The 17,574-nt window shown below is 41.2% G+C and carries 17 protein-coding genes, 1 tRNA gene and 1 pseudogene; 11 read left to right on the forward strand and 8 right to left on the reverse strand.

What is annotated here, in order from left to right; translation table 11 throughout:
* Positions 1–19: 19 nt before the first annotated feature.
* The 6 genes from IAR63_RS01560 to IAR63_RS01585 all read right to left on the reverse strand — a co-directional run bounded on the left by IAR63_RS01560 (position 20) and on the right by IAR63_RS01585 (position 4,907).
* Positions 20–658 carry an IS607 family transposase gene (locus tag IAR63_RS01560; protein ID WP_187706336.1) on the reverse strand — a complete coding sequence of 213 codons (639 nt, stop codon included), beginning with the start codon at positions 656–658 and terminating at the stop codon, positions 20–22.
* 80 nt (positions 659–738) lie between these two features.
* Entirely contained in the window at positions 739–1,932 is a 1,194-nt protein-coding gene (locus tag IAR63_RS01565; protein ID WP_187706337.1) for a TRC40/GET3/ArsA family transport-energizing ATPase, read from the reverse strand.
* A gap of 43 nt (positions 1,933–1,975) precedes the next feature.
* Entirely contained in the window at positions 1,976–2,365 is a 390-nt protein-coding gene (locus IAR63_RS01570; protein WP_187707308.1) for a C6orf136 family protein, read from the reverse strand.
* Between the two features lie 29 nt (positions 2,366–2,394).
* Positions 2,395–3,297: an ABC transporter ATP-binding protein gene (locus tag IAR63_RS01575; RefSeq protein WP_187706338.1), complete on the reverse strand. Its 903-nt coding sequence runs from the start codon at positions 3,295–3,297 to the stop codon at positions 2,395–2,397.
* A 125-nt stretch (positions 3,298–3,422) separates the two neighbouring features.
* Positions 3,423–4,196: an ABC transporter permease gene (locus IAR63_RS01580; protein ID WP_187706339.1), complete on the reverse strand. Its 774-nt coding sequence runs from the start codon at positions 4,194–4,196 to the stop codon at positions 3,423–3,425.
* A 105-nt stretch (positions 4,197–4,301) separates the two neighbouring features.
* Complete coding sequence (locus IAR63_RS01585) at positions 4,302–4,907, reverse strand: vWA domain-containing protein (RefSeq protein WP_187706340.1); 606 nt, start codon at positions 4,905–4,907, stop codon at positions 4,302–4,304.
* Positions 4,908–5,047: 140 nt separating this feature from the next.
* Between IAR63_RS01585 and IAR63_RS01590 the strand changes: the two genes are divergently transcribed.
* From IAR63_RS01590 to csaB, 7 genes are all read left to right on the forward strand, one after another.
* Complete coding sequence (locus IAR63_RS01590; RefSeq protein ID WP_187706341.1) at positions 5,048–6,589, forward strand: ATP-binding protein; 1,542 nt, start codon at positions 5,048–5,050, stop codon at positions 6,587–6,589.
* Between the two features lie 47 nt (positions 6,590–6,636).
* Positions 6,637–8,190, forward strand: coding sequence for an ATP-binding protein (locus IAR63_RS01595; RefSeq protein ID WP_187706342.1), 1,554 nt, complete (start codon positions 6,637–6,639; stop codon positions 8,188–8,190).
* A 63-nt stretch (positions 8,191–8,253) separates the two neighbouring features.
* Positions 8,254–9,795: an ATP-binding protein gene (locus IAR63_RS01600; RefSeq protein ID WP_187706343.1), complete on the forward strand. Its 1,542-nt coding sequence runs from the start codon at positions 8,254–8,256 to the stop codon at positions 9,793–9,795.
* Between the two features lie 97 nt (positions 9,796–9,892).
* Positions 9,893–10,480: a biotin transporter BioY gene (locus IAR63_RS01605; RefSeq protein ID WP_187706344.1), complete on the forward strand. Its 588-nt coding sequence runs from the start codon at positions 9,893–9,895 to the stop codon at positions 10,478–10,480.
* Positions 10,481–10,529: 49 nt separating this feature from the next.
* Positions 10,530–10,982: a signal peptidase II gene (lspA, locus tag IAR63_RS01610; RefSeq protein ID WP_187706345.1), complete on the forward strand. Its 453-nt coding sequence runs from the start codon at positions 10,530–10,532 to the stop codon at positions 10,980–10,982.
* A 54-nt stretch (positions 10,983–11,036) separates the two neighbouring features.
* Entirely contained in the window at positions 11,037–13,298 is a 2,262-nt protein-coding gene (locus tag IAR63_RS01615; protein ID WP_187706346.1) for a transglycosylase domain-containing protein, read from the forward strand.
* A gap of 20 nt (positions 13,299–13,318) precedes the next feature.
* Positions 13,319–14,356: a polysaccharide pyruvyl transferase CsaB gene (gene csaB / locus IAR63_RS01620; protein ID WP_187706347.1), complete on the forward strand. Its 1,038-nt coding sequence runs from the start codon at positions 13,319–13,321 to the stop codon at positions 14,354–14,356.
* Positions 14,357–14,401: 45 nt separating this feature from the next.
* On the opposite strand, the gene IAR63_RS01625 is transcribed toward csaB, so the two are convergent.
* Both IAR63_RS01625 and IAR63_RS01630 read right to left on the reverse strand, forming a co-directional pair.
* A complete protein-coding gene (locus tag IAR63_RS01625; protein WP_187706348.1) occupies positions 14,402–14,698 on the reverse strand; it encodes a DUF3593 domain-containing protein in 297 nt (98 codons plus the stop codon).
* A gap of 6 nt (positions 14,699–14,704) precedes the next feature.
* Positions 14,705–15,031 (reverse strand): DUF2499 domain-containing protein, encoded by a 327-nt coding sequence (locus IAR63_RS01630; RefSeq protein ID WP_187706349.1) that lies wholly within the window; start codon positions 15,029–15,031, stop codon positions 14,705–14,707.
* A gap of 34 nt (positions 15,032–15,065) precedes the next feature.
* On the opposite strand from IAR63_RS01630, the pseudogene IAR63_RS01635 reads away from it, so the two are divergent.
* The 4 genes and pseudogenes from IAR63_RS01635 to IAR63_RS01650 all read left to right on the forward strand — a co-directional run.
* Positions 15,066–15,212: pseudogene (locus IAR63_RS01635) on the forward strand (transposase); the annotation flags it as partial.
* Between the two features lie 85 nt (positions 15,213–15,297).
* Positions 15,298–15,389, forward strand: a tRNA-Ser gene (locus tag IAR63_RS01640).
* Between the two features lie 38 nt (positions 15,390–15,427).
* Entirely contained in the window at positions 15,428–16,201 is a 774-nt protein-coding gene (hisA, locus tag IAR63_RS01645; RefSeq protein WP_187706350.1) for a 1-(5-phosphoribosyl)-5-[(5-phosphoribosylamino)methylideneamino]imidazole-4-carboxamide isomerase, read from the forward strand.
* 294 nt (positions 16,202–16,495) lie between these two features.
* The gene (locus IAR63_RS01650) at positions 16,496–17,248 is read left to right on the forward strand and encodes a winged helix-turn-helix domain-containing protein (RefSeq protein WP_187706351.1); all 753 of its coding nucleotides are present in this window, start codon (positions 16,496–16,498) and stop codon (positions 17,246–17,248) included.
* Positions 17,249–17,574 lie beyond the last annotated feature (326 nt).

Raw genomic sequence — 17,574 nt, forward strand, 5'->3', positions numbered from 1 at the left:
ATAAAATCTTCGAGTAGCATTATTTCACCTCATCAACTGCTTTAGCCATACCCTCAATCAACTTTTTGTTTTTGTGACTTCTAGCGCCATAAAGACGACTGGAAAACACTTGAATCAACTCTATCATGTCCTGTACAAGTTCTTGTTCAAAACTGATTTCTTCTGATGATTTGTTAACAATCACCACCTCAGTTTCAAACTCCTCACACATAGCGAAAACTAACTCTGAACCAAATCTTAAAAGTCTGTCTTTGTGAGTGATAACAAGTCTGCCAATCTCTCCAGACATAATTCTTTTAAGCAGTTTAGTTAGACCTTTTTTCTTGTAGTTCAAACCAGATCCAATGTCTTGAATTGTTTCAAACTGCCAACCGTTAGAAGCGCTGAAAGCTTCTAACATTTGAACTTGACGTTTTAGATCTTCTTTTTGGTCATCACTAGAGACTCTTGCATAATTGATTGTAATGCGAGTCTCTAGCTTGTCTAAGTCTCTGGGAGTGATGCGTTTAATATCCGCTAAGTAGTAACGTCTATGACCGCTAGGACTTCTCTCAAACCTTAGTTTTCCTGAATCAGACCACCTCCTTATAGTTTTTACGGAAACGCCTAATTCCTTAGCCGCTTCGCCAATGCTTACCGTCACTTCTGAAGTCTCCATATTGAACTCAACAATATATACTACATTTTAGTATATTGACATTCCAGGAGACTTGTAAATATCTGGGCAGAAATTTTATTTCAGCTTTTAGCCCTCACATTGTCAGCAAAGCGAATTCTCAGGTAGTCACCCTCCATTTTTGCTCCCGCAGGTTGGAGAGCAGCTAAAGCTTGGGGTAAAACTAAATTACGTCGGTGATTACCAATAGTAATATTTAATTCATCTCCACTTTTACTTAATTGAATCTGACTTTTAGGAATAGTCGGTAAATAAAGTTCCAAGCTGTACTGGTTGTTTTCTTGCACCACTCTAATGGTCGTCTCTCGATAATAAACCTGGGTGGGATCTTCACCTGGATACAAAGTATCCTTCAATCTCTCTAATGCAGCTAGACCACACATCTCCTCGGAAAATAAGGGGACTTCCTTCACCGGTAACGGGAGAAAGTTGTCATGAATTTCTCGTCGATATTGTTCTTGATTTTGTTTCCATCTTAGGAAAAATGGATCCGCAACCTCCTCTGGAATAATCCTATTGGCTACGACTAAATCTGTAGCTACATTATATAAACTCAAGTAAGCATGTGCTCGTAATGATTCTTTGATTACCATTTTTTCTGGATTAGTCACTAGTCTAACTGAGGTCTGAGTGTTATCAGTTAAAACTTTTTCTAAGGCTTCTATTTGCTCATAAAACTCATATGGTGCATCCATTACCTCCTTGTCTGGTAAAGAAAATCCCGCTATGGGTTTAAAAATCGGCTCTACGAATGGTCTCAGGGCTACTGATATGTTTTGAAAAGGTTTATAAAACCGCCTCATATACCAACCACCTACTTCTGGTAAACTTAATAGTCTTAAAGCTGTACCAGTAGGAGCAGAGTCTATAATTAAAACATCAAATACTCCTTCATCGTAGTGACGTTTCATTCTCACCAAACCGAAAATTTCATCCATCCCCGGTAAGATTGCTAGCTCTTCTGCTTGGATTCCTTCTAAACCCCTAGCTTGTAACACCTGGGTAATATAACGTTTGACTGCTCCCCAATTACCCTCTAGTTCTTGCAAAGCATCCAGTTCTGCACCCCATAAGTTGGGACGCACTTGTTTTGCATCGTGACCTAACTCTAAATCAAAACTGTCTGCTAAGGAATGGGCTGGATCTGTACTTAAAACTAATGTTTTATAACCTAGTTCTGCACAACGCAATCCAGTTGCAGCGGCGACGGAAGTTTTACCTACTCCACCTTTACCAGTCATTAAAATTACGCGCATGAATGATTCTGTCCTACCTGAATTTTGTTGACATTTATTTACATTATCCTTTGTTTACGGAAAATAGGTGTTGTTTTAGTACATCTAAACGTGAACAGTACCAATAATCTATATGGGAACTAATTAATCCTTGATTATTAAGATCTAATTGGGTCCATCCGGAGATAGAAATTCTCGGTTTCCACGGTAGGTAAGCACTCCAGCTTAATGTCCATTCAGTCTTAATCATGTTTTGCTCTTGTTCAATGTGGTGCAAATCCATCCGTAATTTGCTGAAAAATATGTGAATAAATTTAATCATCCACTTATAAAGTTCTAAACCACGAAATTTAAAAACTGGATCTTGAAAGTAAACATCTGCTGCATAAATGCTGTAAGTTTGCTCAAGGGGAAATCTTTGGTAATCTGCTTTTAGGGTTTCGATAATGTTCATCATAAAAATAAAAGGAATAGGTGGCCTAACTACAAACTCAAATCCGCTTGGGTAATTTCTACATAAATATGTTCTAAACGTAGGGATTGACGCGAAATAGAGTCAATCTCTATACCATCGAATTTAGTCAATAATTCTTTTAGTTCTATTGGTTCTGGTACTAAAAAGGCTAAATCACTCCCATACCGTCGGACAATAAAACCATGTTCCCGTCCTACTGATATAGCTGTACTTTCTTCTTTGGTTTGCACCAAAACAATTTCCTTCCCCGGAACCCGGTTTTTTAATTCTGCTAAACTCCCCTCAGCTAATATCTGACCATTTTTTAAAACCCCAATGCGACTACAAAGTCTTTCAGCTTCATCTAGTAAGTGAGTAGTTAGCAGTATGGTCATACCTTGATTTTTTAAATTGCGAATTAATTCCCAAATTTCATATCTAGCTTCAATATCTAGTCCTGTAGTTGGCTCATCAAGAATCAGTAATTGAGGTTGATGTACCAAAGCAACGGCAATATTTAAACGCCTTTGCATACCTCCACTGAGAGTTTCTACGGGACTATCTGCTCTATCTAACAAGTTTACGGATTTTAGGGTAGTCACTACTTGTTTTTGTTTGGTTTTGGGGTCTAAACCATAAATTTCAGCAAAAAATCTCAAATTTTCCGCGCAGGAGAGGGTTTTGTATAGAATATTTTCCTGGGGAGCAATACCAATGAGTTTTTTTGTAGAACGAGAAATTGGCTCATGATTTACTGTGATGTAACCGCTATCCGCTTTAAGTAGATTACAAATAATATTGATGGTAGTTGTTTTACCAGCTCCATTAGCACCCAGTAAACCGTAAACTTCCCCTGGTTGGATGGTAAATGTTAAATTTTGCAGAACTTTCCGGTTTTTGTAAGACTTGTTTAAATTTTTAATTTTAAGCATCTTGGTAACTGATATTTTTCAGGAATGGGAGCTGGAATTGAATCATGCTCCCCCGCTCTTGGCTTTAATTCACCAAATTCAACTCTTTGTATAGAAACAGGATATTTATTTGTGATTATACTGTTTTAAAGTCTTTTTTCTACCATCAACATCCGTCTATAAGATATCCAACCACAAACCAAGGTAAGTGTAGCAAAAAATAATAAAAAGCGCAAGTGTAAGCTCACATCGCTAAATTTTTCTCCATTAGCGGAAACACCCAAAAGAGCTTCATTCATGTGGTAAATGGGATTATACTTAGCAATATCTAATAGAGTCTTAGGAAATAGGGAACTTGGGAAAAATGTCCCCCCCAAAATTAACAGGGGTACGCCAAAAGTAGCTACCAAAGCATTAACATCTTCCGTACGACGAGCTAGTTGTGTACCGAGGACAAATCCCAGACCCACGTATGCAATGATGCTCAAGAAAATAATGACTATTCCTAATAATATTGAACCTTGAAAGGTTGCACCCCAGAAACCAGCAACTATATAAACTAGCAGAGTTTGTCCAATTCCTATACAGCTATGGGCTAAAAAAATTCCCAGAAAATAAGATGTGCCACTTAAAGGTGAAATAAATAATCGTTTTAGAGTTTGTTGTTCTCTCTCCGCAACCACTGTTGCAACAGTTCCACCCAAACAACTGAAAAATAGTGCAGCACCCACTAAACTCGAAGGTGCAGCTTTTTCTAAGGCCAGCTCCATGGCTAATTCTCCCCGTTCTGACAAAATAAAGCCATTAAGTATCAAAATAGAAACCGGGAAAATGCTCCAAAAAATTAGACTTCGTCTGCGTCGTAGTAGTTCCGTTAAAATGCGCTGAGCTATAGCCAGGGTTTCACGCCAATATTTCATGTTAATCTCTTACCAAATTACCCGAGGTCCATGCTACCATGTCTCCCACAATTTTCCGGAACATACTGAAAGCGAGTCCTCTTTTCTCGACTTTCCACAATTCTACTAATCGGTAATCGCATTCATTAGAACTTCTGTTAAACTCATTTCTTCTAATTCATCTAAAGTCACAGTGTCACAAATATCAAATTTAGCTCCTACACTTTGCAACTGATCATCAAGAGCTTTGAGAAATTTTGTAGCTTGTGGATCTGTACCTACTTGAATTAAAGAAATTGCTAATTCCTCATCTTTATCTATTTTGCGAGAGGCGTTAATAACTACTTCAAAAACCGCTTTCCGATCATCCGGTTCCCCGTCAGTAATTACCAGAATGGTTTCACCATTCGGTTTGGCTTGACCAGATGCTTTACGTTGAAAATAGTGATTGGTAGCATCTAAAAGCACTCCAGCCAAGTTGGTTGTACCAACAGGATCATTTTCTTGAAATATCTGGGTGACCTTTGCTGCTGTCACATTTTCGTATCGTTTAAATTTACCGGAAAATACATAAACAGTAATACCATCTGGGTCAAATTGCTCACACTTTCTGGCTAGGGCTATGGTAGATTCTTGGGCTATGTCCCATCTGGTTCTTCCACCCCGTTGATCCGGAGTTGACATGCTCCCACTTTTATCAATGATTAGTGTATAGTCGCGATCGCTCATCATGTTTCACTCTAAATATTAGTTTATTCTCATTTTATCTTTTACCTGGCATTTTTGCACAAGGTGGGGCGGCTATTCCGTCACCGTAATTCTCAGTTGAAAAATGCGATAAATTTGGACCACACCTTAAATTATTGCCGATTATGTCTAAACACTTTAATACTGCTGGACCCTGCAAAGCTAGCATTCACTATATGATTTCCCCCACAGGACGACTACCTGAGTTGAAAGCATTAATTGATGGAGAAAATTACTTTATCATTCATGCACCGCGACAAGTAGGCAAAACCACTGCTATGATAGCCTTAGCTCAAGAATTAACTGATAGTGGGGAATATACCGCTGTCATGCTCTCCGTGGAAGTGGGGTCGGTTTTTCCTGATGAACCAGAACGTGCTGAAAGGGCCATTTTGGGTTCTTGGCAAGATGCAATTGATATTTGGCTTCCGGAAGACCTCCATCCCCCTTTTGATCCGGAGCGTAGGGAGAGTATTGGAGCTTTCCTCAAAAGTTGGGCAAAAAGTTCTACCCGTCCCCTAGTGGTCTTCATTGATGAAATTGACTCATTGCAAAATCAAACGTTGATTTCGGTATTGCGACAGTTACGGGATGGTTTTCCCCGTCGTCCCCGGGGTTTTCCCCATTCGGTGGGCTTAATTGGCATGCGGGATGTGGGGGACTACAAGGTTAAATCTGGTGGAAGTGAACGACTCAATACGTCTAGTCCGTTCAATATCAAGGCTGAATCCTTAACTTTAAGTAATTTTAGTTTTACAGATGTGCAAAATTTATATGAACAACATACAACAGCTACAGGGCAAGTACTTACCCTGGGAGCAGTTCAACAGGCATATTATTTAACCGATGGACAACCGTGGTTAGTTAACGCCCTAGCTCGTCAAGCTACCCAGGTGTTAGTCAAGGATGTGAATCAACCCATTACTGCTGAGGTGATTAACCAAGCCAAAGAAATCCTCATTCAACGCCAGGATACCCATTTAGATAGCTTAGCAGAGCGATTACGGGAAGAGCGGGTTAAGACCATTATTGAACCAATTTTAGCAGGTGAAGACTTACCCGACGTACCACCGGATGATATTCGTTATGTCCTGGATTTAGGTCTGTGTCGAGATCAAGGACAAGGCTTGGAAATTGCCAATCCAATTTATAAAGAAGTTCTACCTCTAGTGCTAAGTTACACAACTAGGGTTTCTATTGGAGCAATTGAACCTCGTTGGCTAAACCAACAAGGGGAACTATTACCTGATGAATTATTACACGCTTTTCTGGAGTTTTGGCGCCAACACGGGGAACCATTACTTAGAAGTGCACCCTACCATGAGATTGCTCCCCATTTAGTTTTAATGGCATTTTTACATCGGGTGGTAAATGGTGGTGGCACGTTAGAACGGGAATATGCCATTGGTTCTGGGAGAATGGATATTTGTTTACGCTATGGCAAAGTGGTAATGGGTATGGAACTCAAGGTGTGGCGTGAGGGAAAGTTAGATCCATTAATGAAGGGTTTAATCCAACTCGATAAATATCTGGATGGGTTAGGATTAGATACAGGTTGGTTAGTGATTTTCGATCGCCGTCCCGGATTACCACCCATGGGAGAGAGGATTAGTACGGAGGAGGTTATTAGTCCTAATGGGCGCACCATTACCCTCATTCGTAGTTAGATTCCCATAAATTTGAATCACAGTAGTACCTTAACTTATTGCCAATTATGCCTAAACAATTTAACACTGCTGGTCCCTGCAAAGCCAACATTCACTATATGCTCTCTCCCACAGGGCGACTACCTCAGTTAAAAGCATTAATTGATGGAGAAAATTACTTTATCATTCATGCACCACGACAAGTAGGCAAGACCACTGCCATGATGGCCCTAGCTCAACAATTAACTGACAGTGGACAATACCTAGCTGTGATGTTAACCCTGGAAACCGGTGCGCCATTTCCAGATGCACCAGAACAAGCGCAACAAAGTATCCTTAGACGCTGGCAGAATGAAATTCGGTTTCGAAAATTACCCTTGCCCACTTTAACCCAAATTCAAACAGAGACTGAGACCTCTCCCTTAGATATTCAAACAGTCCTACAAGGGTGGGCCATGGCTTCTCCCCTACCCTTAGTTGTCTTTCTGGATGAAATTGATTCCTTACAAGATCAAACTCTAATATCCATCCTCAGACAATTGCGAGCGGGTTATCCCAATCGTCCCCAGGGTTTTCCCCATTCGGTGGGCTTAATTGGCATGCGGGATGTGCGGGACTACAAGGTTAAATCTGGTGGAAGTGAACGACTAAATACGTCTAGTCCATTCAATATCAAGGCTGAATCCCTAACTTTAAGTAATTTTAGTTTTACAGATGTGCAAAATTTATATGAACAACATACAACAGCTACAGGGCAAGTATTTACCCTGGGAGCAGTTCAACAGGCATATTATTTAACCGATGGACAACCGTGGTTAGTTAACGCCCTAGCTCGTCAAGCTACCCAGGTGTTAGTAAAGGATGTGAATCAACCCATTACTGCTGAGGTGATTAACCAAGCCAAAGAAATCCTCATTCAACGCCAGGATACCCATTTAGATAGCTTAGCAGAGCGATTACGGGAAGAGCGGGTTAAGACCATTATTGAACCAATTTTAGCAGGTGAAGACTTACCTGACATACCACCGGATGATATTCGTTATGTCCTGGATTTAGGTCTGTGTCGAGATCAAGGACAAGGCTTGGAAATTGCCAATCCAATTTATAAAGAAGTTCTACCTCTAGTGCTAAGTTACACAACTAGGGTTTCTATTGGAGCAATTGAACCTCGTTGGCTAAACCAACAAGGGGAACTATTACCTGATGAATTATTACACGCTTTTCTGGAGTTTTGGCGACAACACGGGGAACCATTACTCAGAAGTGCGCCCTATCATGAAATTGCTCCCCATTTGGTGTTAATGGCATTTTTACATCGGGTAGTTAATGGTGGTGGCACATTAGAACGGGAATATGCCATTGGTTCTGGAAGAATGGATATTTGTTTACGGTATGGCAAGGTAGTAATGGGTATGGAACTCAAGGTGTGGCGTGAGGGAAAGTCAGATCCATTAATGAAGGGTTTAACCCAACTGGATAAATATCTGGATGGGTTAGGATTACATACTGGCTGGTTAGTGATTTTCGATCGCCGTCCTGGATTACCCCCCATGGGGGAGAGAATTAGTACGGAGGAGGTTATTAGTCCCACTGGGCGCACTATTATCCTAATTCGCAGTTAGAAAAGTGCGATCGCTAAGTAAAACGTACTTTATTATTTTGATAATTACAAATTATACCTTACTATGGCTAAACAATTTAACACTGCTGGACCCTGCAAAGCTAGCATTCACTATATGATTTCCCCCACAGGACGACTACCTGAGTTGAAAGCATTAATTGATGGAGAAAATTACTTTATCATTCATGCACCGCGACAAGTAGGCAAAACCACTGCTATGATAGCCTTAGCTCAAGAATTAACTGATAGTGGGGAATATACCGCTGTCATGCTCTCCGTGGAAGTGGGGTCGGTTTTTCCTGATGAACCAGAACGTGCTGAAAGGGCCATTTTGGGTTCTTGGCAAGATGCAATTGATATTTGGCTTCCGGAAGACCTCCATCCCCCTTTTGATCCGGAGCGTAGGGAGAGTATTGGAGCTTTCCTCAAAAGTTGGGCAAAAAGTTCTACCCGTCCCCTAGTGGTCTTCATTGATGAAATTGACTCATTGCAAAATCAAACGTTGATTTCGGTATTGCGACAGTTACGGGATGGTTTTCCCCGTCGTCCCCGGGGTTTTCCCCATTCGGTGGGCTTAATTGGCATGCGGGATGTGCGGGATTACAAGGTTAAATCTGGTGGAAGTGAACGACTAAATACTTCTAGTCCGTTCAATATCAAGGCTGAATCCTTAACTTTAAGTAATTTTAGTTTTACAGATGTGCAAAATTTATATGAACAACATACAATAGCTACAGGGCAAGTATTTACCTCAGGAGCAATTCAACAGGCATATTATTTAACTGATGGACAACCGTGGTTAGTTAACGCCCTAGCTCGTCAAGCTACCCAGGTGTTAGTCAAGGATGTGAATCAACCCATTACTGCTGAGGTGATTAACCAAGCCAAAGAAATCCTCATTCAACGCCAGGATACCCATTTAGATAGCTTAGCAGAGCGATTACGGGAAGAGCGGGTTAAGACCATTATTGAACCAATTTTAGCAGGTGAAGACTTACCCGACGTACCACCGGATGATATTCGTTATGTCCTGGATTTAGGTCTGTGTCGAGATCAAGGACAAGGCTTGGAAATTGCCAATCCAATTTATAAAGAAGTTCTACCTCTAGTGCTAAGTTACACAACTAGGGTTTCTATTGGAGCAATTGAACCTCGTTGGCTAAACCAACAAGGGGAACTATTACCTGATGAATTATTACACGCTTTTCTGGAGTTTTGGCGACAACACGGGGAACCATTACTCAGAAGTGCACCCTACCATGAGATTGCTCCACATTTAGTTTTAATGGCATTTTTACATCGGGTGGTAAATGGTGGTGGTACGTTAGAGCGGGAATATGCCATTGGTTCTGGAAGAATGGATATTTGTTTACGCTATGGCAAAGTGGTAATGGGTATGGAACTCAAGGTGTGGCGTGAGGGAAAGTCAGATCCATTAATGAAGGGTTTAATCCAACTGGATAAATATCTGGATGGGTTAGGATTAGATACAGGTTGGTTAGTGATTTTCGATCGCCGTCCTGGATTACCACCCATGGGAGAGAGGATTAGTACGGAGGAGGTTATTAGTCCCGGTGGGCGCACCATTACCCTCATTCGTAGTTAGAAAAGTGCCAGAACCTCGGTAATCCCGACTTGGGGAGATTAGACACTTCCAAATCAATATTAATGTTCATTTATCTAATCTGGTTATTAAATAATCCATGTTTGCTGCTTCCCATCAATTATTATGGTCTATGATTGGCTTGCTGTTGACCATTGGCGGCACCTTTTTAGAAGCATACGGTACCACCCCACCCTGGAGTTGGAGTCAACAGGGAATTAAAACCTTTCCCCTAGGTGCTAGCTATCAAATTGCTGCTGTACTGTTTGTTGGTTGTTTAGGGGGTAAAAGTGCTGGTGCCCTTTCCCAAATTGCTTATTTAGTGATGGGATTGACTTTACTACCCGTATTTGCCCAAGGAGGAGGTATAGGATATGTTAAACTCTCCCAATTTGGTTACTTACTGGGGTTTATTCCAGGAGCATGGATTTGTGGACATTTTGCCTTTAAAGCCAGACCCCGATTAGAAACCCTAGGTTTTAGTTGTCTGTGCGGGTTGTTAACTATTCACATTTGCGGTATTTGTTATTTGGTAACCAGTTATCTTTTCTCCTGGGGGGACAATCAAAATTTGTCCTTAATGGAGGGTATTCTTAAATATTCCTGGTTTTCCCTCCCTGGACAATTGGCCGTGCTTTGTGCTGTTACTGTCATGGCTTACCTTCTGCGACACATTATGTTTTATTAATGTTTTATTAGTAATTTTTGCCTCCCACATAATTAATGGTAGAACTGTCATGGGTTTAAAAAATCGCCTGTTTTGGATTGCTGCTGTAATAGCTTTTGCTCTAGACCAACTGACAAAGTTGTCCGTGGTTCAAAGCTTTGATTTACACCAAACCTTGCCCTTACTACCAGGAGTCTTTCATCTGACATACGTAACTAATACAGGTGCAGCTTTTAGTCTTTTTAGTGGTAAGGTTGAGTGGTTACGTTGGTTATCCCTAGTAGTAAGTTTACTGTTACTAGCGATCGCTCTTTGGGGACCATTATTAAGTATATGGGAACAGTTGGGTTATGGTTTAATTTTAGGGGGAGCTATAGGTAATGGTATTGATAGATTCATATTGGGCTATGTGGTGGATTTTCTGGACTTTCGTCTATTCAACTTCCCAGTCTTTAATTTAGCAGACTCATTTATTAGTATAGGTATTGTTTGTCTACTAATTGGTTCCCAGAAAAAAGCCTAAGCACAAAACTCCCAATTAATTTTGATATAAATTAACTTTACCCAATCTTAGACCATGAGTTCCCAACAACCACCCCAAAAACCCCAAACCTTTCTTGGTCACATCACTCAAGCTGTAAATACCATTCAAGCTAGAGTAGACTTTTCTAAACTGACTTTGAAACCCAATGCTAAAGTACCGGAACTGTGGGTGCAAAATGGGGAAGAAAACCAAACATATCCTTTATTGGGAGAACGTTACATTTTAGGTCGCAGTTCCAGATCCTGTGATATCATCGTTCCCAACCCAGTAGTTAGCCAGGTTCACCTTTCCCTCACCAGGGACTCAAGCCAAAACAACCCGGTCTTCACTATCAAAGACGAAAATTCCACTAACGGTATTTACTTAGGAAAACGCCGAATCAAATCTCTCAAACTTAGACATGGTGACATTGTTACCCTGGGTCCACCAGAACTAGCTGCTTCAGTAAGTCTTGAGTATATTGATCCACCCCCTGCCCATATTAAATTTCTTACTTGGGGAATGTATGGTATCAGTGGTATTACTGCCCTATTTGCCCTGGCTATCGGTTGGGAATGGACAAAATTTGACGTTAACCCCCTACCTACAGCAACCAGCGGACCAGTAGTAATTTACGCCCGGGATGCCTATACCCCATTGCGAGAACCCCGCAATATCTCTCACGTAGATCTCAAGGAAATAGCAGATTTCGGTCCTTACATACCCGGTGCAGTAGTCGCTTCCGAGGACAGTCGTTATTATTGGCACTTTGGGGTTGACCCCCTGGGAATTTTGCGGGCAGTATTCATTAACACCCAGAGTGGGGATGTGCAACAAGGGGCTAGTACAGTTACCCAACAGCTTGCACGGAGTTTATTTCGTGATTATGTAGGTAGACAGGATTCTTTAGGAAGAAAAATTCGTGAAGCTATTGTCTCCTTAAAATTAGAAACCTTTTATAGTAAGGATGAGATCCTGCTTACTTATTTAAACCGAGTATTTTTAGGAGCTGACACTTCTGGTTTTGAAGATGCGGCTAAATATTACTTTGAAAAATCTGCCAAAGAATTAACCCTGTCAGAAGCAGCAACTTTAGTGGGAATATTACCTGCACCCAATGGGTTTGACTTTTGTGGAGATGGACCGAGGAAATTAGCAGCAGCAGATTATCGGAATCGGGTCATTCGACGCATGTTAGATATGGGTACGATTAATTCCACTCAAGCAAATCGAGCTAGAAGATCCCCCGTACAGGTAAGTCCTAGAGTTTGTGAAAGACAAGCTAAAACTATTGCTCCCTATTTTTACAACTACGTTTTTCAAGAACTAGAATCAATTTTGGGTGCAGGAGCAGCCAGGGAAGGTAACTACATCATTGAAACAAAATTAGACCCAGTAATTCAAGCTAAAGCTGAGTCAGCCTTGCAAAATTCGGTGAATAAGATTGGTTCCAACTTGCGATTTTCCCAGGGAGCAATTGTCACCCTAGATTCCAAAACTGGGAGCATATTAGCCATGGTGGGGGGGAAAAATTACAAAGAAAGCCAATTTAATCGTGCTGTACAAGCTCAAAGACAACCCGGATCTACTTTTAAAGTTTTTGCCTATGCTGCAGCTATAGAAGCGGGAATACCCGCCTACAAGAGCTATTCTTGTAATTCTTTTCCTTGGGGAGGATTTACTTATAGACCCTGTCGCAGTGGGAGTGGTAGTTTAGATGTAGCTACTGGTTTTGCACTGTCAGAAAACCCCATTGCTCTGAGACTAGCGCGAGAGGTAGGATTAAATAAAGTGGTAGAAATGGCCCAGAAGTTAGGGATAAAATCCCCATTAGAACCAGTTCCGGGTTTAGTTCTGGGTCAAAGTGTGGTCAATGTTTTGGAAATGACCGGTGCGTTTGCAGCAATTGGTAATCGAGGAGTATGGAATCCTCCCCACGCTATTACCCGGATTCTAGATAGTAGTGATTGTGAAGATCGGAATAATTTAAAAACCTGTCGGGAGATTTATTCCTTCGCTCAAAATCCCAAAGCTAATCAAACCGTGTTAAAAAAGAATGTAGTTAATACTATGACTGACATGATGCAAGCTGTGGTGGCTAGGGGTACTGGTCGTGCTGCTTCCATAGGAATGGGTGAGGAAGCAGGTAAAACCGGAACCACGGATAAAAATGTGGACTTGTGGTTTATTGGTTTTATTCCCAGTCGTCAATTGGTCACTGGTATTTGGCTAGGTAATGATAACAACTCTCCCACCCTTGGTAGTAGTGGTCAAGCAGCACAGTTATGGGGAAATTATATGCGACAAATTAAGTAGCTAAGACGGGGCGATTTATAATGCGTGTTTTACTTTCTGGTTATTATGGTAAGGGTAATGGTGGTGATGAAGCTCTCTTGGCTACTCTTTTACAAATGCTACCACCTCACATCACGCCCGTAGTTCTCTCCGGTAGTCCCCAACTAACCACTAGAAATTATGGGGTGGAAAGTCATGACCGGATGGCACTTATCCCCTTGATTCGAGCTTTACGCTCTTGTCAAGGATTTATCTGGGGTGGAGGTAGTTTAATGCAGGATGCAACCAGTAGTATTAATCCCTTATATTATGGGGGAATAATGGCTTTAGCCCAATTTATGGGTCTAAAAACCATAGCCTGGGGCCAGGGTATAGGTCCCCTATCCCTACCACAAAACCGTTGGTTGGCTCAAAGAAATTTTGCCGGTTGTGTGGGAGTAAGCGTGCGGGACAGGTCAAGTGCTAGTTTATTATCAAGTTGGCACATACCACATATCCTAGCACCTGATCCGGTGTGGGGTTTAGCATCTGAGTCAGTACCAGAATTAGCGGGTCTACCGAAACCACGAATTGCAGTTACCCTGAGAAAACATCCCCACCTGACAGAGAGTAGATTGGCAAATCTAATCCGTGGATTGGTGGATTTGCAGAAACATACCCAAGCATTTATTTTAATTCTACCATTTCAAAAAACCGAAGATTTAGAAATTTCTCAACAAATTCACTCTCAACTGCCAAATAATAGCCAGGTTTTTTGTTTGGAGAAACCACAAATGTTAAAAGGCGCATTTAGAGGTGTGGATATGGTAATAGGAATGCGCCTACATAGTTTAATTATGGCCGCTAGTGAAGGGTGTCGTTGCTTTGCTTTAAGTTATGATCCTAAAATCAACAGGTTGATGGAAGATTTACCCATACCAGGTTGGAATCTTCCAGATTTACCCAATCATGCTAATTTAATTGCCAAAACTTGGTTGGACTTGTATCACAATGCCGAGTGTTTGTCAAGAGATAAATTACAGTCTTTGTTGAGTAGTTGCCTGTTGCACCGCGACTTGTTGTACCGAGTATTTAGTTAGTATGGTGTTGTACAATTTTATGGGTAACCGGGTAAGTATGTTAGTCTACTTACCTTTAGTTTCTAAACTTAGTACAGCTTGACGAAAACCCAAGACAATTAAAATATTAGCAAAAGTTAAGAATAACTCAGCACTGCCATGAAGCCAGTCTATATTCGCTAGGGCTTCTTGGTAAGCAATTTTGGCGTAAATGCCAGCTGGAATGGTAACACCAACAAATACTAAAGTGCCATAGAATCCATAGAGTGCTAAACGTGGCATTTGTGGACTGCGACTGATAAACCACAAGAAACCCAAATAGGGGAACAAGGAGAGAGCAAATAGAGTTTCTTTTGAGATCATGACCGTCTACTCCTTATTTGAGATATTAAGAACTCCACTCGCTCGAGTAGAACGCCAAACCCAGACTGCTGCTGCCCAAAGAGTAAAATTACCTACTAGCGTGGTAGTGGCCTGGAGGGTGACTAACCATTCTAGGGACTGGGGATTATCGAAATAATGCCAGGTACAAGCACATAGGGCGCTGATTAAGGCAGGTATCATAGCTAGGGCAAATCCCCTCCAACTATGGTTTTGGGTCAGTTCCCCATATTTCCAGATGAGGGAAATGGCAACTACCCATTCAATAACACTAGAAATATGGATAACCCAGGTGGGAATTGAAAGAGCGTTCATGGGATATAAATATGGCTTTGGAGAGCTTTGGCTATTAAAATCAAGACTGCCCTCATTGTGGACTAACTCATATTTTATATCTACTGTTGGAGGAGCGCCACTAGAAATTGTTAAACTTTATATTCAAAATCAAAAAGAAACTTGTCGGGGATTTCAATCCCCGACGGATTTCATCCTTTGATTTTTGGTTGTCCACTTGAAAAAAATCTCTTGACAAGCCAAAAATTGTCTGTTAAGGTTGTCATATCATAATTTTTAATAGACTTGGAGAGGTGGCTGAGTGGTCGAAAGCGGCAGATTGCTAATCTGTTGATGGAATCGTAAGGTCCATCCGAGGGTTCGAATCCCTCCTTCTCCATTTAGCTCAACTAAAATTAACCTATTCACTAACTAGTCATGGAAGTTATCCCAGCAATAGATCTATTAGAGGGGCGTTGTGTAAGACTCTATAAGGGTGACTATGCACAATCCCAGGTTTACAGCCATAATCCTGTGGAAACCGCTAAAATGTGGGCAGACCAAGGAGCAACAAGACTACATCTAGTAGATCTAGATGGAGCAAAAGCTGGTAAAATAGTAAATCTATCTACTATAGAAGCTATTACCAATGCTGTTTCCATACCTGTTGAAGTTGGCGGAGGAATACGCGATAGCTCCAGCGTCATACAGTTATTTAATCTTGGGGTACAGTGGGCAATTCTGGGAACTGTAGCAGTAGAGCAACCAGATTTGGTTCAAGGACTGTGTGAACAATTCCCCCAGCAAATTATAGTTGGCATTGATGCGCGGAATGGTTTAGTTGCTACCAGGGGTTGGTTAGAAACCTCTCAAATTTTGGCCCCCCAATTAGCAACCCAAATGCAGGAATTGGGTGCAGCAGCTATTATTTATACGGATATAAATCGTGATGGTACGCTTCAGGGACCAAACTTGGAAGCATTAAGAGGGTTGACATCTGCCATTTCCATACCCGTGATTGCCTCTGGGGGTGTGGGTTCTGTTACTGACCTATTAACCTTGTTATCTTTAGAACATCAGGGGGTTACAGGAGTAATTGTCGGTAAAGCCCTATATACTGGAGATATTAGTTTACCAGAAGCACTGCGGGCTATAGGTCCTGGAAGAATTCAGGATATTCCACCCACTTTGGATTTCTCTAGTTTTGCCTGAACTAAGTAGGGAGACACAATTATTTATAGGATGAGTTTAATACGAAACCCATGGGGGTGTTGGGTTTCATACTTCAACCCAACCTACGTTGATCTTATATCTAATTCCACCCACTCACTTAAAAGGCACAAATGTGGAAATATTCGACAAAATTTCTATAAAACACTTATAATTTAGGCAAATTGTTGTATTGAATACAATAATTTTGTGTTCCCCAATATGTGTCCTCAATTCGTGAGGATCATAACTAGTTGGAAACAAAGCCCAGTACATTCTTACAAATTTTTGTTGTCAATGTATACTACTGAATTGCCTAGGTACTCCACTAAATCGGATATTGAACCAGTTAGTCGCGTTTTAATAGTGGAAGACGAAGAACTAATCCGAGAGATGCTTGTAGTAGCCTTAGAGGGTGAAGGTTATGAAGTTGTGACTGCTAAAGATGGTCGTTGTGCTGTGGAATTAATCAGAAATTTAGAGGCCCAACCTGGTGAATTATTATTCGACCTGCTTGTGCTAGACTTGATGTTGCCACAAATCAACGGATTAGATATTTGTCGTTTATTACGTCACCAGGGTAATTCCATCCCGATTTTAATTCTGAGTGCGAAAGGTAGTGAAACTGACCGGGTGCTAGGTTTAGAGGTAGGAGCGGATGATTATCTAACTAAGCCCTTTAGCGTAAGAGAAATGGTGGCTAGGTGTCGTGCCTTGTTACGTCGCCAGCGGTTTTCTAATTTGCCCTTGGCACCCACCTTAAAACATAAAGATATTAGTTTAAATCCTCAGGAATGTCGGGTGTTAGTGAGAGGAAGAGAGGTGAGCTTGTCACCGAAAGAATTCCGGTTACTAGAACTATTTATGAGTTATACTCGCAGGGTGTGGTCACGGGAACAGTTATTAGACCAGGTTTGGGGTCCTGATTTTGTTGGTGACAGTAAAACTGTGGATGTTCATATTCGATGGCTGAGGGAAAAATTAGAGTTAGACCCTAGCCATCCAGAATATATCGTCACAGTCAGGGGTTTTGGCTATAGATTTGGTTGATTTCTATATCTGGGCTATTCCGTTTTTGGTTTTCCTATTCCTTTAGGTGGTCGTGGTCTTTTTATTTTAAACCATCCCCTGGATTGGGGTTTTTGGCTCTTGTCTCGGGAGTTATCATTTTGGGAGTTGTCATTTTGATTGGACATAAAATTCGGCAAGAAGTGTATCAGTTACCTTATCCAGTCTAACCTGTAGCACAGGAATGGTCACAGATACCTAGGCGATCGCATTTTCCGGGAGAAATCCCTAGGAATTATGATTATAGTAATAATATAACAATCAAGAAAAGCCGTCCTAAGGAGACCTTGCTTGCACCCTTCCCCTTT

This window comes from Cylindrospermopsis curvispora GIHE-G1 (genome assembly GCF_014489415.1).
In the GTDB taxonomy this organism is placed as follows: Bacteria; Cyanobacteriota; Cyanobacteriia; order Cyanobacteriales; family Nostocaceae; genus Raphidiopsis; species Raphidiopsis curvispora_A.